16 protein-coding genes are annotated in these 15270 nt (G+C 55.8%); 14 read left to right on the forward strand and 2 right to left on the reverse strand.

Going from position 1 to position 15270, the window contains the following annotated elements; genetic code table 11:
* The first annotated feature begins 145 nt into the window (after positions 1–145).
* Positions 146–928 carry an FRG domain-containing protein gene (locus M989_RS21255; RefSeq protein ID WP_064548637.1) on the forward strand — a complete coding sequence of 261 codons (783 nt, stop codon included), beginning with the start codon at positions 146–148 and terminating at the stop codon, positions 926–928.
* Positions 929–1177: 249 nt separating this feature from the next.
* Here M989_RS21255 and M989_RS21260 read toward each other — a convergent pair whose 3' ends face one another.
* Positions 1178–2866, reverse strand: a complete 1689-nt coding sequence (locus M989_RS21260; protein ID WP_064548639.1) for an aspartate:alanine antiporter — start codon at positions 2864–2866, stop codon at positions 1178–1180.
* A 274-nt stretch (positions 2867–3140) separates the two neighbouring features.
* On the opposite strand from M989_RS21260, the gene M989_RS21265 reads away from it, so the two are divergent.
* Positions 3141–3527 carry an inner membrane protein YbjM gene (locus M989_RS21265; RefSeq protein ID WP_064548735.1) on the forward strand — a complete coding sequence of 129 codons (387 nt, stop codon included), beginning with the start codon at positions 3141–3143 and terminating at the stop codon, positions 3525–3527.
* A gap of 33 nt (positions 3528–3560) precedes the next feature.
* On the opposite strand, the gene M989_RS21270 is transcribed toward M989_RS21265, so the two are convergent.
* A complete protein-coding gene (locus M989_RS21270) occupies positions 3561–3824 on the reverse strand; it encodes a GrxA family glutaredoxin (RefSeq protein WP_064548642.1) in 264 nt (87 codons plus the stop codon).
* 209 nt (positions 3825–4033) lie between these two features.
* Between M989_RS21270 and M989_RS21275 the strand changes: the two genes are divergently transcribed.
* The 12 genes from M989_RS21275 to M989_RS21330 all read left to right on the forward strand — a co-directional run bounded on the left by M989_RS21275 (position 4034) and on the right by M989_RS21330 (position 15238).
* Entirely contained in the window at positions 4034–4312 is a 279-nt protein-coding gene (locus M989_RS21275) for a DUF1418 family protein (protein ID WP_064548644.1), read from the forward strand.
* Positions 4296–5018 (forward strand): oxygen-insensitive NADPH nitroreductase, encoded by a 723-nt coding sequence (nfsA, locus tag M989_RS21280; RefSeq protein ID WP_064548646.1) that lies wholly within the window; start codon positions 4296–4298, stop codon positions 5016–5018. Before M989_RS21275 ends, nfsA begins: the two co-directional genes overlap by 17 nt.
* 131 nt (positions 5019–5149) lie before the next feature.
* Complete coding sequence (gene rimK / locus M989_RS21285) at positions 5150–6052, forward strand: 30S ribosomal protein S6--L-glutamate ligase (RefSeq protein WP_064548648.1); 903 nt, start codon at positions 5150–5152, stop codon at positions 6050–6052.
* A 128-nt stretch (positions 6053–6180) separates the two neighbouring features.
* Positions 6181–6660, forward strand: a complete 480-nt coding sequence (locus M989_RS21290) for a type III secretion system chaperone family protein (RefSeq protein ID WP_064548650.1) — start codon at positions 6181–6183, stop codon at positions 6658–6660.
* A 406-nt stretch (positions 6661–7066) separates the two neighbouring features.
* Positions 7067–8179 carry a spermidine/putrescine ABC transporter substrate-binding protein PotF gene (gene potF, locus M989_RS21295; RefSeq protein WP_064548652.1) on the forward strand — a complete coding sequence of 371 codons (1113 nt, stop codon included), beginning with the start codon at positions 7067–7069 and terminating at the stop codon, positions 8177–8179.
* A gap of 123 nt (positions 8180–8302) precedes the next feature.
* Positions 8303–9436 carry a putrescine ABC transporter ATP-binding subunit PotG gene (gene potG, locus M989_RS21300; protein WP_064548653.1) on the forward strand — a complete coding sequence of 378 codons (1134 nt, stop codon included), beginning with the start codon at positions 8303–8305 and terminating at the stop codon, positions 9434–9436.
* A 9-nt stretch (positions 9437–9445) separates the two neighbouring features.
* Complete coding sequence (gene potH / locus M989_RS21305; RefSeq protein ID WP_064548656.1) at positions 9446–10399, forward strand: putrescine ABC transporter permease PotH; 954 nt, start codon at positions 9446–9448, stop codon at positions 10397–10399.
* Entirely contained in the window at positions 10396–11241 is an 846-nt protein-coding gene (gene potI / locus M989_RS21310) for a putrescine ABC transporter permease PotI (RefSeq protein ID WP_064548659.1), read from the forward strand. Before potH ends, potI begins: the two co-directional genes overlap by 4 nt.
* 60 nt (positions 11242–11301) lie before the next feature.
* Positions 11302–11790: a YbjO family protein gene (locus M989_RS21315; protein ID WP_064548662.1), complete on the forward strand. Its 489-nt coding sequence runs from the start codon at positions 11302–11304 to the stop codon at positions 11788–11790.
* Between the two features lie 41 nt (positions 11791–11831).
* Positions 11832–12959 (forward strand): 23S rRNA (uracil(747)-C(5))-methyltransferase RlmC, encoded by a 1128-nt coding sequence (gene rlmC / locus M989_RS21320; protein WP_064548664.1) that lies wholly within the window; start codon positions 11832–11834, stop codon positions 12957–12959.
* A gap of 87 nt (positions 12960–13046) precedes the next feature.
* Positions 13047–13769 (forward strand): response regulator transcription factor, encoded by a 723-nt coding sequence (locus M989_RS21325; protein ID WP_064548666.1) that lies wholly within the window; start codon positions 13047–13049, stop codon positions 13767–13769.
* Positions 13766–15238, forward strand: coding sequence for a sensor histidine kinase (locus M989_RS21330; RefSeq protein WP_064548668.1), 1473 nt, complete (start codon positions 13766–13768; stop codon positions 15236–15238). Before M989_RS21325 ends, M989_RS21330 begins: the two co-directional genes overlap by 4 nt.
* Positions 15239–15270 lie beyond the last annotated feature (32 nt).

A 15270-nucleotide genomic window follows, 5' to 3' on the forward strand; every position in this document is an offset into this window, starting at 1 on the left:
GAAAAACCCGCGAACTCAGTGAGGGCGCAGGCTGCAGAGCATTCACCTGATTTTCAGAAACTGAAAAAAGTATTGGTTTAAACCGTTTTTTAGTTAGTTACCATTTTATGTATCATCAATGGAAAAGATTAATGAGGGAGCATCGGTGGAAATCATTGAAACTAAATTATTTGGAAGGGTTAAGGCACCTTCGAACGTGGCAGAACTTATCAAAATAGCCGAAGGGGTTTCCTCTCGAATGTCGGTTATTCATATATGGCGGGGGCAGGGAGATATTGACTGGCCAATTCATAGTGCCGCTTATCGCAGGCTGAATTTAGGTCGCCGTAAGGTCACTGAAAGGAAGATGCGTGACTATGAAATGGATTTATTAAAAAGGGCGCGTCACAGAGGTTATGGATATGAGGATGGCAGGAGATTGGCCGATTTTGAGGTTCTGGCAAAGCTCCAGCATCATGGTGCTGCCACTCGCTTAATCGACTTTTCAAGGAATATTCTGGTTGCTCTATGGTTTGCATGCAACTCGGAAAAAGGCAAAACAGGTCTTTTATTTGGTATCCACACAGATTTTATCGGCGGGCAGGAGGGAGAAGCGGAGGAACGGGACTACGACAAAATTTTTATAGACGGTGAAAGTAACGAGGGTGCTACTACGTGGGAGCCACCTGCTGTTACGAAAAGAATCGCGGCACAAAGTGCACAGTTCATGTACAGCGTAGTAAGCGATCATAAAATGGGGAGTTTAGATTTTGACCAAAGAGAAGGAGCTTATCTTCCGATAGCCATCACTGCGGATCTTAAACAAAAATTTTTGAATTCCTTAGAGGGCACTTTCGACATTAGAGCTGTCACGTTATTTCCTGATCTTGATGGTTTCTGCCATGCTAATACGGAGCACTTCAGGCAATGGGATGCCTTTAGATGGTGATGCCAAAATATATGTCGCCACTTTGTCGCCAAGTGGCATTTTGGTGATGTGTAACCTATTGATTATATATGGATTTTATTTCAGGCAACAAAAAACCCATCAACCTTGAACCAAAGATGGCGGGGTTGATGGGCTCCACAAAATGGGGACATCAAAGAAAAGCAGTGGCACTAATTAAGACTCGCACCCTGAGGAAAAGTTCTGCGTTGCGCAAAAAAATTTTCTTTTCTTTGTTTTCCCCTGTCAGGTCTAGCCGCCTAGCCCTGGCCAGATGATGATAATGATCGTACCGGCAAGGGTTAACAGCACGTTTGCGATCGCATACGTGCCCGCATAACCCAGCGCCGGAATATTGCTGCGTGCGGTGTCGCTGATGATTTCCATTGCTGGCGCACAGGTACGTGCCCCCATGATGGCGCCGAACAGCAGCGCGCGGTTCATACGCAGGACGTAAGCACCGAACAGGAAGCAGATAACCACCGGAACCAGGCTAACGAACAAACCCGCGACCAGCATCTGGCCGCCAACCACGCCGAGGCTGTTGCCAATGCCGCCGCCAGCGCTTAAGCCGACGCCCGCCATAAACACCATCAGACCAAACTCTTTCACCATGTTCAGCGCGCCCTGTGGGATATAGCCGAAGGTGGGGTGGTTAGCACGCAGGAAGCCAAGCATGATGCCCGCAAACAGCAATCCGGCAGCGTTGCCGACGCCGAAACTAAAGTTGCTGAACTGGAAGGTGATCATGCCGATCATCAGTCCAACGATAAAGAAGGCGCAGAAGGCCAGCAGGTCGGTCACCTGGCTGTGGATGGAAACGAAGCCGATACGATCGGCGACGGTTTTCACGCGGCGCGCGTCGCCGCTCACCTGCAACACATCACCTTTGTTGAGGACGATGTTATCGTCGATCGGCATTTCAATCTGGCTGCGGATGACGCGGTTGAGGAAGCAGCCGTGGTCGGTCAGCTTCAGCTGCGCCAGACGGCGGCCCACCACATTATGGTTTTTCACCACGATCTCTTCGGTAACGATGCGCATGTCCAGCAGATCGCGGTCGAACACCTCTTTACCGTTGCGGAAGCTCGGGTCCAGACGCGCATGGGCATCCGGGTAGCCCACCAGCGAAATCTCATCACCCATTTGCAGGACGGCGTCGCCGTCCGGGTTCGCCAGAATGCCGTTGCGGCGGATACGTTCGATATAGCAGCCGGTCTGGCGATAGATGCCCAGTTCTCGCAGGTTCTTGCCATCGGCCCATGCAACCAGCTCTGGCCCCACGCGGTAGGCGCGGATCACCGGCAGATAGACTTTACGATTGGTGTCGGTGTCCAGACCGCGCTCGCGGGCGATCTGCTGGGCGCTGGTTTGCAGATCCTGATGCTGGAACTTCGGCATATAGCGGGCGGCGACGATCAGGCTGACCAGACCAATCAGGTAGGTCAGGGCGTAGCCGAGGCTCAGATGATCCTGCGCCTGCGCCAGCAGAGTGGCCTCCATCCCGGAGTGGCGCAGGGTATCGCCTGCACCCACCAGAACCGGGGTAGACGTCATGGAGCCGGCAAGCAAACCGGCGGTCAGACCGATATCCCAGCCAAAGAGTTTACCGAGGCCCAGCGCAATTAGCAGCGCGCTGCCGACCATCACTAACCCCAGCATGAGATAATTTTTACCGTCGCGGAAGAAAATAGAAAAAAAGTTGGGTCCGGCTTCAACACCAACGCAGAAAATAAACAGCATAAAGCCCAAATTCAGCGCGTCGGTGTTAATACTAAAGTGCTGCTGCCCTAATAAGAGGGAGACGACTAAAACGCCAATGGAATTACCAAGTTGGATAGAGCCCAGCCGTAATTTGCCAAGACAAAGCCCCAGCGCTAATACCACGAATAATAACAGGATGTAATTCCCGTTTAACAAATCTGCGACGTTTATATTCACGGAATCTAACTTATCGTTTACCAGTAACGTGTTGAAAGAAAGGGTTATTTGGTCTACTGTTGACCAAGGGCGATGGTTGGCTTGATGCTATCCTGTACCCAAAAAATAACCAGAAAATAGCGGTCAGTAGTTTAATCGTTCCTGAAAGCTACGGCTAGCAACAATCGCTTTTAGCACCGAAGTGTTTTGGCAGGGAAAGCCAAAAACTTTATCTGACTGGGCGCCCGTAAGGGTGATGAATGGGGTTTGATAGAGAATTTTTCAGGAGATGCGTGTGAAAACTGAACGCGGTTGGGTCGGTATAATATGCTGCTTTTTACTTTTTATTGTGGTCTTTTTTTCACTTGTCCTGCACGTCAAGGGCGCATTTCGCGCATCTGGAAATCCTGAACTCGGCCTGCTGTTTTTTATTATTCCAGGCGCGGTGTCCAGCTTTATCTCTCCACGTCGCCGGGTGATGTTGCCGCTGGTCGGGGCAATCCTTGCGGCACCGTTTTGCCTGTTGCTAACGCGACTGTTTCTCGAGAACCACGGTTCTTTCTGGCAAGAGCTGGCGTGGCTGTTCAGCGCTATCTTCTGGTGTGCGCTCGGCGCGCTGTGCTACCTGTTCGTCAGTTCGTTGCTGCACGACAAACGCCGGGAAGACAAACGCCCGCTTTAAGGGCGGGCGTTGTGTCACGTCTCGTTAAGCGAATCAGGCAAACAGGCCCAGATTCTCTTTCGCCCACGCTTCAAAATCGGTGCAGCCGCCGATGTGTTTCTGATCGACAAAAATCTGCGGCACGGTTTCAACCGGTTTACCTACCGTTTTTTCCAGATCGGCTTTGCTGATGCCTTCTGCGTGAATATCCACGTAACGGTAGTTAAAATCGTCGCGCTCCTGAGTCAGTTTCTCCGCCAGCTCTTTTGCACGAACGCAATAAGGGCAGCCCGGACGACCAAAAATTACGGTAAACATAGTGTCTCTCCTCAAACGAGCGGAATCATTAACGTGCCTGTCGGCGAATGGCGCTTATCATGCCGCGCCGGACGAGCAGGGGAAAGAAGGTTCTGCCTGTTGTTCTGATTCATCAAGGCTATGTTTGGCTAATTATTTTCCCCCGCTTACCGTTATACTCGAGCTAAATTGGCTATCAAAATACGCGACAGGTTCACAGGAGGAGAGGCATGCGTTCGCTGGGAGCACTACCGAAAAGCGTTTTAATTCTGGAGACCATCGGCATGTTTGTACTGGCGGTGGCGTGGCTGTCGCTGAATCAGTATGTCACGCTGCCCGCGCCGTTTGCCAGCCCGCTGGCGGCGGTGGTGATGATCTTCGTGGGAATTGCGCTGATGCTGCCTGCCGCTGGCGTGCTGTTCCTCGGTATTGCCCGCGCCGTAGCGCCGCAGCTGATGAATCCTGGCCAGTCGCGAAAAAAGGAAGACAAAGATGACACCGACCATTGAGGTATTGCTTAACCATCGCTCCATTCGTCAATTCACCGACGAACCAATTCGCGACGACCAGCGTCAGGCGATTATCGCCAGCGCCCAGGCAACGTCCAGCTCGAGCTTTTTGCAGTGTACGTCGATTATTCGCATTACCGATAAAGCGATGCGCGAGCAGCTGGTTGGCCTGACCGGCGGGCAGCAGCACGTGGCGCAGGCGGCAGAATTCTGGGTATTCTGCGCCGATTTTAACCGTCATCTGCAGATTTTCCCTGATGCGCAGCTGGGGCTGGCGGAGCAGCTGCTGTTGGGCGTGGTGGATACCGCGCTGATGGCGCAAAACGCGCTGACCGCGGCGGAATCGCTGGGTCTGGGCGGCGTGTATATCGGCGGCCTGCGTAATAACATTGAAACCGTCACCGAGCTGCTGGCGCTGCCTAAGCACGTGCTGCCGCTGTTTGGTCTGTGCCTGGGCTGGCCGGCAAGCCATCCGGATCTCAAGCCGCGCCTACCTGCCGCGCTGTTGGTGCATGAGAACCACTACCAGCCGCTCGACCATGAGGTGCTGGCGCAGTACGACGAGCAGCTGGCGCAGTATTATCTGTCACGCAGCACCAACGCGCGCCGTGATACCTGGAGTGACCATATTCGCCGCACGCTAATTAAAGAAAGCCGTCCCTTTATTCTGGACTATCTGCACAAGCAAGGTTGGGCGACACGCTAAGCGCTGTGCCCCCAGAGGCCCGATAAGCGCAACGCTATCGGGCTGAATCTTTGTCAGGGCGCATACATTCGGCCAGGGGAAAGCGGTATGCTACGTCGGCTTTTTTTACGGTCTTTTTGGAGAGGTAAAGGGTGAAAATCGCCATTTTATCCCGGGATGGAACGCTCTACTCGTGCAAACGTCTGCGCGAGGCCGCCCTTCGCCGTGGCCATATCGTCGAAATACTCGACCCGCTTTCGTGCTACATGAATATCAATCCGTCAGCGTCGTCCATTCATTATAAAGGGCGCCAGCTGCCGCATTATGACGCGGTGATCCCGCGTATCGGCTCGGCTATCACCTACTACGGCATGGCGGCGCTGCGTCAGTTTGAAATGCTGGGCAGCTACCCGCTCAACGAATCAGTGGCGATTACGCGTGCCCGTGACAAGCTGCGTTCGCTCCAGCTGCTGGCGCGCCAGGGTATCGACCTTCCGGTGACCGGCATTGCCCATTCGCCGGACGATACCAGCGATCTTATCGACATGGTCGGCGGCGCGCCGCTGGTGGTCAAGCTGGTGGAAGGGACGCAGGGAATCGGCGTGGTGCTGGCCGAAACCCGACAGGCGGCGGAGAGCGTGATTGACGCCTTTCGCGGGCTGAACGCGCATATTCTGGTGCAGGAATATATCAAAGAGGCCAAAGGGCGCGATATACGCTGCCTGGTGGTGGGCGATCAGGTGGTGGCGGCGATTGAGCGCCGGGCGAAGGAGGGCGATTTTCGCTCCAACCTGCATCGCGGTGGTGTCGCCACGGTGGCCGATATCACTCACGCCGAGCGTGAGATTGCGATTAAGGCAGCTCAAACTCTGGGCCTTGATGTAGCCGGTGTGGATATCCTGCGCGCGGCGCGCGGCCCGCTGGTGATGGAAGTGAACGCCTCGCCGGGGCTGGAAGGGGTGGAAACCACGACCGGTATCGATATTGCCGGAAAAATGATCGCCTGGATCGAGCAACAGGCACACCCTGGATTTTGCCTGAAAATCGGTGGCTAGTGCGGCTTTCATGGTATGTGACGCTTTTTTTGCGTAAGCTATATGGCAATCTGGTTCTCAGGCCGGGCGCTGTCCCGGTCGTTTGTGTTTTATGAAATGTTACTTTACCGCATGAGGTCATAGGCAATATGGATTCTCTCGTCGTCCCGAGTCTGGATACGTTACGTCAGTGGCTCGACGAAATAGGCATGAGCTTTTTTGAGTGCGACACCTGTCAGGCGCTGCACCTGCCGCATATGCAAAATTTTGATGGCGTCTTCGATGCCAAAATTGACCTCATTGATAACGTCGTGCTCTTCTCGGCGCTGGCCGAGGTCAAGCCGTCTGCGCTGCTGGCGGTGGGGGCCGACCTGTCTGCGATTAACGCCAGCTCGCTGACGGTGAAAGCGTTTCTCGATATGCAGGATGATAATCTGCCAAAGCTGGTGGTTTGCCAGTCTTTATCCGCTGCGGTTGGGGTCAGCTTTGAACAGTTTGCGGCTTTCGTGCAGCAAAGCGAAGAGCAGGTCTCGATGGTGATCCTCGAGGCGTCCGCCCAGCAGCTGCTGTATAAGCAGGAAGAGGAAGAGCAGCCGCCGGAAGATGTTCAATACCATTTTCTTCACTAATCCTCCCCGCTAAATAGCGCAGTCACTGCCATGGTGGCTGCGTATTACATGCTTTTATTCTGCTTTTAACCTTATTTTAAAGATTCTTTCACTACCTGATTGGCGCTTTTGGCTTATCAGATAGAGTGATCTTGCATAAAAAATTGATAAAAGGCGTTTTTTACGCTGACCTATAGCCTCCGGCTCGGGCTACAGTTATTCTTGCGACATATCGCTGCACCCCCTAATTATTGCTGGCAATTCTCATTGTTGGCGAGAATTTTGCATCGATAGCGCGAGCAATGACTGCAGGGGAGCCCGGTCTCTTCTCTTTCATGCAGTACGAAAAAATATGCATGATTTCTGCATACTCTAAATTGCGTATATTTAGTCCGTTTGTTAACGGGCGACGAGAAGGATAAGAGATATGGCCGCCTTAAATAAAAAATGGTTAACAGGTCTGGTGACGGGTGCGCTGATGGCTGCCTCGGCAAGCGTGCTCGCTGCAGAACAAAAAACGCTGCATGTCTATAACTGGTCCGACTATATCGCGCCGGATACCGTGGCGAACTTCGAGAAAGAGACCGGGATTAAAGTCGTGTACGACGTATTCGACTCTAACGAAGTGCTGGAAGGGAAACTAATGGCGGGGAGCACCGGTTTTGACCTGGTGGTGCCGTCGGCAAGCTTCCTGGAGCGCCAGCTCACCGCGGGCGTGTTCCAGCCGCTCGATAAGAGCAAGCTGCCAAACTGGAAAAATCTCGACCCGGAAGTCCTGAAGCTGGTCGCTAAGCACGACCCGGAGAATAAATACGCCATGCCTTACCTGTGGGCGACCACCGGTATTGGCTATAACGTTGATAAGGTTAAAGCCGTTCTGGGCAAAGACGCGCCGCTGAACAGTTGGGATCTGGTGATGAAGCCGGAAAACCTTGAGAAGCTGAAGAGCTGCGGCGTCTCCTTCCTCGATGCGCCAGAAGAGATTTTTGCCACCGTGCTGAACTACCTGGGCAAAGATCCGAACAGCAGCAAGGCGGATGATTACACCGGCCCGGCAACCGAGCTGCTGCTGAAGCTGCGTCCGAATATTCGCTACTTCCACTCCTCTCAGTACATTAACGATCTGGCCAACGGCGATATCTGCGTGGCCATTGGCTGGGCGGGCGACGTGTGGCAGGCGGCTAACCGTGCGAAAGAAGCGAAGAACGGCGTGAACGTCTCCTACTTCATTCCGAAAGAGGGCGCGCTGGCGTTCTTTGATGTCTTCGCAATGCCTGCCGATGCGAAAAACAAAGACGAAGCCTACCAATTCCTCGATTACCTGATGCGTCCGGACGTGATTGCGCACATCAGCGACCACGTGTTCTACGCCAACGGCAACAAGGCTTCAACGCCGCTGGTGAGCGCGGAAATTCGCGACAACCCGGCGATTTACCCGCCAGCCGATGTTTTCGCCAAGCTGTTTACGCTGAAAGTCCAGGATCCCAAAATCGACCGCGTCAGAACGCGCGCATGGACCAAAGTGAAAAGCGGGAAATAATGACGTTATGCACCGGGGCAGTGCAACTGCCCCAATCTGGACACCCACCACGCGGCGGGTGTCCAGAGGTTGATATGACAACCGGGTCATATCGATATTCGTTTTTTGCCGGAGAGCACCAGATTGAACGACGCTATTCCCCGCCCACAGGCGAAAACCCGCAAAGCGCTCACCCCGCTGCTGGAAATCCGTAATCTGACTAAATCCTTCGACGGCCAGCACGCCGTGGATGACGTTAATCTCACTATCTATAAAGGCGAAATTTTTGCGCTGCTGGGCGCTTCCGGCTGCGGGAAATCGACGCTGCTGCGTATGCTGGCGGGTTTTGAACAGCCGACCGCCGGGCAAATCATGCTGGATGGCGTCGATCTGGCGCAGGTTCCGCCGTATCTGCGTCCGATTAACATGATGTTCCAGTCCTACGCCTTATTCCCGCACATGACCGTTGAGCAAAATATTGCCTTTGGTCTCAAGCAGGACAAGCTGCCGAAGGCTGAAATCACCGCCCGCGTCGCCGAGATGCTGGCGCTGGTGCACATGCAGGAGTTCGCGAAGCGTAAGCCGCACCAGCTTTCCGGCGGCCAGCGTCAGCGTGTGGCGCTGGCGCGAAGCCTCGCCAAACGTCCGAAACTGTTGCTGCTCGATGAACCGATGGGCGCGCTGGATAAAAAGCTGCGCGACCGGATGCAGCTGGAAGTGGTTGATATTCTTGAGCGCGTTGGCGCGACCTGCGTGATGGTCACCCACGACCAGGAAGAAGCCATGACCATGGCGGGCCGCATTGCCATTATGAACCGCGGTAAGTTCGTACAGATTGGCGAACCGGAAGAAATTTACGAACACCCGACCACCCGCTATAGCGCCGAGTTTATCGGCTCGGTCAACGTTTTCGAAGGGCTGCTGAAAGCGCGCGACGAAGACGGGCTGGTGATTGAGTCTCCGGGGCTGGTTCATCCGTTGAAGGTGGATGCGGACGCCTCGGTGGTCGATAACGTGCCGGTGTACGTGGCCTTACGCCCGGAAAAAATTATGCTCTGTGAAGATCCTCCGGCGGATGGCTACAACTTCGCCGTGGGGGAAGTTGAGCATATTGCCTACCTTGGCGATCTCTCCATTTATCACGTCCGTCTGAAAAGCGGCCAGATGATCAGCGCACAGCTGCAGAATGCTCACCGCTACCAGAAAGGGTTACCCACCTGGGGCGATGAAGTTCGTCTGTGCTGGGAAGCCGATAGCTGTGTGGTGTTGACGGTTTAAGGAGGGGCGATGAGTACGTACGAACCACCGGCCCGCCCGCATAAACCGGGCGGCTTCGCCCTGTGGCTGGCGCGGGTCAATATGAAGCACGGGCGCAAGCTGGTCATTGCGCTGCCGTATGTCTGGCTGATTCTGCTGTTCCTGTTGCCGTTCCTGATTGTTTTTAAAATCAGTCTGGCGGAAATGGCGCGGGCGATCCCGCCGTATACCGACCTGATGGAGTGGGCCGACGGCCAGCTGACGATCGCGCTGAACTTCGGCAATTTCCTGCAATTGACCGACGATCCGCTCTATTTTGAAGCGTATCTTCAGTCGTTGCAGGTTGCCGCCATTTCAACGATCTGCTGCCTGCTGCTCGGCTACCCGCTGGCGTGGGCGGTAGCGCACAGCAAGCCGTCAACGCGAAACATTCTGCTGCTGCTGGTGATTCTGCCGTCGTGGACCTCGTTCCTGATCCGCGTGTACGCGTGGATGGGGATCCTGAAAAACAACGGCGTGTTGAATAATTTCCTGATGTGGCTGGGGGTAATCGATCAGCCCCTGACTATTCTGCACACCAATCTCGCGGTCTACATCGGCATTGTTTACGCCTATCTGCCGTTTATGGTGTTGCCTATTTACACTGCGCTGACCCGCATCGACTATTCGTTAGTTGAAGCCTCGCTGGATCTCGGCGCGCGTCCGCTGAAAACCTTCTTCAGCGTGATTGTGCCGCTCACCAAGGGGGGGATTATTGCCGGCTCGATGCTGGTGTTTATCCCGGCGGTAGGGGAGTTTGTGATCCCGGAGCTGCTCGGCGGCCCGGACAGCATCATGATTGGCCGCGTACTGTGGCAGGAGTTCTTTAACAACCGCGACTGGCCGGTGGCCTCGGCGGTGGCGATCGTCATGCTGCTGCTGTTGATCGTGCCGATCATGTGGTTCCATAAATATCAGCAAAAACAGATGGGGGACCACGGATGAACAATCTACCGGTCGTCCGCTCACCGTGGCGGATCCTGATTCTGGTGCTTGGCTTCACCTTCCTGTATGCGCCGATGCTGATGTTGGTGATCTATTCATTTAACAGCTCGAAGCTGGTCACCGTGTGGGCAGGCTGGTCGACGCGCTGGTACGGCGAGCTGTTCCGTGACGATGCGATGATGAGCGCGGTCGGGCTGAGTCTGACCATTGCCGCCGCGGCGGCCACGGCGGCGGCGGTTCTCGGCACCATTGCCGCAATGGTGATGGTGCGTTTTGGCCGCTTCCGCGGTGCCAACGGTTTTGCCTTTATGATCACCGCGCCGCTGGTAATGCCGGACGTCATCACCGGGCTGTCGCTGCTGCTGCTGTTCGTCGCCCTGGCGCACGCCATCGGCTGGCCGGCGGATCGCGGTATGCTGACCATCTGGCTGGCGCACGTGACCTTCTGTACCGCCTACGTGGCAGTGGTGATCTCCTCGCGACTGCGCGAGCTGGATCGCTCCATTGAGGAGGCGGCGATGGATCTTGGCGCCACGCCGCTGAAGGTGTTTTTCGTGATTACGCTGCCGATGATTATGCCGGCTGTCGTTTCTGGCTGGCTGCTGGCCTTTACGTTGTCGTTGGACGATCTGGTGATTGCCAGCTTCGTCTCCGGCCCGGGGGCGACGACCTTGCCAATGCTGGTCTTCTCCAGCGTGCGTATGGGGGTGAATCCGGAGATTAACGCCCTGGCGTCGCTGATCCTTGGCGTGGTCGGAATTGTCGGATTTATCGCCTGGTATTTGATGGCGCGCGCGGAAAAACAGCGGGTGCGTGATATCCAGCGTGCAAGACGCGGATAATCCACTTAAAATCGATACGGATATGCAGTCGATGCCGCGAATTTTCGCGGCATCGTTTTCATGGAAGGCGATACATTGGAACTGTTTACTCGAAGCCGTCGGTCGCATGCCCGTCTGAATGTTCCTGCTTTAGTGCAGGTGGCGGCGCTCGCCATTATTTTAATCCGCTGTCTCGACCTGTTGATGGTGTTCAACCTGTTGGGGCTGAGCGGGATAGGCGAATTTATTCATCGCAGCGTCCAGACCTGGTCGCTGACGCTGGTCTTTCTCTCCAGCCTGGTGCTGGTGTTTATCGAGATTGCCTGCGCCTTTTCGCTGGTCAAAGGGCGCAACTGGGCGCGCTGGGTCTATCTGCTAACGCAGGTGATTGCCGCCAGCTACCTGTGGGCGGCCTCGCTGGGCTATGGCTACCCGGAGCTGTTCAGCATTGCCGGTGAATCGAAGCGCGAGATCTTCCGCTCGTTGGTGATGCAAAAAATGCCGGATCTGCTGGTTTTATGCCTGCTTTTCGTGCCCGCCGCTTCCCGGCGATTTTTCCGCTTACAATAACGGTGATACAATCCACGCCCCATTAGTCTCAAGGTTTTTCTATGCAGTGCGCACTTTATGATGCCGACCGCTGTCGTTCCTGTCAGTGGATTGAGCGGCCCATCGCCGAACAGCTTGCCGCCAAAATGGCCGATCTCCAGACGCTGCTGGCGGGTTTTACCGTCGCCGACTGGTGCGCACCCGTTTGCGGGCCGGAGCAGGGTTTTCGCAATAAAGCCAAAATGGTGGTCAGCGGCAGCGTAGAACGCCCGCTCCTCGGCATGCTGCATCGCGACGGCACGCCGGAAGATTTAACCGATTGTCCCCTCTATCCGCCGTCGTTCGCGCCGGTGTTCGCCGCGCTTAAGCCGTTTATTGCTCGCGCGGGCTTGACGCCGTATAACGTGGCGCGCAAGCGCGGTGAACTGAAATATTTACTGTTGACCAAAAGCCAGCGCGACGGCGGGATGATGCTACGCTTCGTACTGCGGTCAGAAAACAAGCTGGCACAGCTGCGCGCCGCGCTGCCGTGGCTGCAGGCGCAACTGCCGCAGTTGAAGGTGATCACCGCGAACATCCAGCCGGTGCATATGGCGATTATGGAAGGCGAGCAGGAGATTTTCTTTACCGAACAGCAGGCGCTGGCGGAGCGTTTTAACGGCGTGCCGCTGTGGATTCGTCCACAAAGCTTTTTCCAGACCAACCCAACGGTGGCCAGCGCGTTATACGCCACGGCGCGCGACTGGGTACGGGCGCTGCCGGTGAATCACATGTGGGATCTGTTCTGCGGCGTGGGCGGCTTTGGCCTGCACTGCGCGACGCCGGAGATGACCCTGACCGGTATTGAGATTGCCCCGGAAGCCATTGCCTGTGCGAAGCAGTCGGCGGCAGAGTTGGGGTTGGACAAGCTGCATTTCCAGGCGCTGGACTCCACGCAATTTGCCACCGCCCAGGCGGATATTCCGCAACTGGTGCTGGTCAACCCGCCGCGCCGGGGCATTGGTAAAGCGTTATGCGACTATCTCAGCGAGATGGCGCCGCAGTATATTATTTACTCCAGCTGCAACGCGCAGACCATGGCAAAAGACATTGCCCACCTACCGGGATACCGGATCGAAAAAGTACAGCTGTTCGATATGTTCCCGCATACCGCGCATTATGAGGTGTTGACGCTGCTGGTTAAGCGTTAAGCCGTCCCGCCCGGAAGTTTAAATAAAATGTGATAACTCGTGACGCCCGCCTGAGTTAAGCTTGAAAAAAAGCGTCGGTGGAGCGTCATGAATAACGCAAAAAAAATCTTACTGGTGGAAGATGACCAGGATATCGCAACCCTGCTGCGCCTGAATCTGCAGGATGAAGGCTATCAGATTGTGCATGAGGCCGACGGCACGCGTGCGCTGCATCAGCTTGAGCAGAGCGTATGGGACGCGGTGATTCTTGACTTAATGCTGCCCGGCGTTGACGGGCTGGAGATCTGCCGCCGTATTCGGCAGATGACGCGCTATTTACCGGTGATTATTATCAGCGCCCGCACCAGCGAAACGCACCGCGTGCTGGGGCTGGAGACGGGGGCCGACGACTACCTGCCCAAACCGTTTTCGGTGCTGGAGCTGATTGCCCGTGTTAAAGCGCTGTTTCGTCGTCAGGAGGCGATGGGGCAAAGCATCCGTCTGGAAAGCGGGGCGATTGCCAGCCATGGCCTGACTATCGATCCGCTCTCCCGCGAGGTGCGGCTGCATGGGGAGTCTATCGAGCTTACGCCGCGTGAATTCGACCTGTTGTACTGGTTTGCGCGCCATCCTGGCGAGGTCTTCTCGCGCCTGTCGCTGTTGGAAAACGTCTGGGGCTATCAGCACGAAGGCTATGAACACACCGTCAACACCCATATCAATCGCCTGCGAATCAAAATAGAGAAGGACCCGGCCGAGCCGGAGATTATCCTCACCGTCTGGGGAAAAGGCTATAAGTTCGCCACTGACAAACCGGAGCCTGCGCCATGAATCGACGGCTGAGCCTGAGCCAGCGTCTGACGCTGGTCTTCACCGCCATCCTGCTGCTGTGCGCGATCGCCGCTTGCAGCATACAGCTGTATAACAGCAACCAGTACGGCAATGCGATGGTGCAGCGTCTCTCCTCCGGGCTGGCGCAGCAAATCGTCAACCGCGAGCCGCTGCTGGAAGCGCACGGCGAGGTGAATCGTCAGACCCTGAAAATGCTGTTCGATCGGCTGATGACCTTCAATCCCAGCGTCGAGCTTTATCTTCTGTCGCCCGAAGGCACGATTATCGCCGACGCGGCGCCGCCCGGACACATCAAGCGCCAGCAGCTCGACATTGAACCGGTCAAAACCTTCCTGAGCGGCGCCTCCTGGCCGGTATACGGCGACGACCCGCGCAATCTGAATAAACGCAAGGTATTCAGCGCAGCGCCGGTGATGCAGAACGGCAATCTGCAAGGCTATCTTTATATCGTCCTCGAAGGGGAGAATTTCAACGCGTTGGCGGAGAGCGCCTGGCAGAAAACGCTGTGGAGCACCGTGGTTTGGTCGCTGCTGCTGGTGGCGCTGTTTGGTCTGCTGGCGGGGTTGATGATCTGGTACTGGGTTACCCGCCCGGTACGCCAGCTTACCGCAGATGTTGAGGGGCTGGACCGGGACAGTATCAGCGCTATCCGGCAACTCGCTCAGCAACCGCTGGAGGGGGATTCCTCGAACGAGGTGGCGATTCTGCGCAACACCTTTATCGAGCTGGCGCGCAAAATTGCCGGTCAGTGGGACCAGCTTTCCGACAGCGATCGGCAGCGCCGCGAGTTTATCGCCAATATCTCCCACGACCTGCGCACGCCGCTGACTTCGCTGTTGGGGTATCTGGAGACGCTTTCGCTGAAGGCCGATACCCTGACGCCGGAGGATAATCGTCAGTATCTGGCGATTGCGCTGCGCCAGGGGCAAAAGGTACGCCATCTGTCACAGCAATTGTTTGAGCTGGCAAAACTGGAGCACGGCGGCATCAAGCCGCAGCGGGAACCTTTTGCCATCGGTGAGCTGCTTCAGGATGTGGCGCAAAAATTCGATCTGGCGATTGAGACGCGCCGACTTACGCTGAAGGTTGAGATCCCGCGTGCGCTGCCGTTACTGAATGCCGACGTTTCGATGATTGAACGAGTCGTCACGAATCTGCTGGATAACGCCGTGCGTCATACGCCGCCGGGTGGCACGGTGATGCTGCGCGTGTGGCAGGAAAATGAACGCCTGCAGGTCGAGGTGGCGGACAGCGGGCCGGGCGTCGAGGCGGCTTTGCGGGAACAGCTCTTCCAGCGTCCTTCCGCGTTAAGCCCGCAGAGTGCGCGTGAAAACCGCGGTGGGTTGGGATTGCTGATCGTTCGCAGGATGCTGGAGCTGCACGGCGGCAGTATTCGTCTGGTCGACGCGGCGGCGGGCGCCTGTTTTCGCTTTTTCGTGCCGCTGTAGAGTAATGAACCCGGTAAGCAGGGCGCTTACCG

The sequence above is a fragment of the Kluyvera georgiana ATCC 51603 genome (assembly GCF_001654985.1).
Taxonomy (GTDB): domain Bacteria; phylum Pseudomonadota; class Gammaproteobacteria; order Enterobacterales; family Enterobacteriaceae; genus Kluyvera; species Kluyvera georgiana.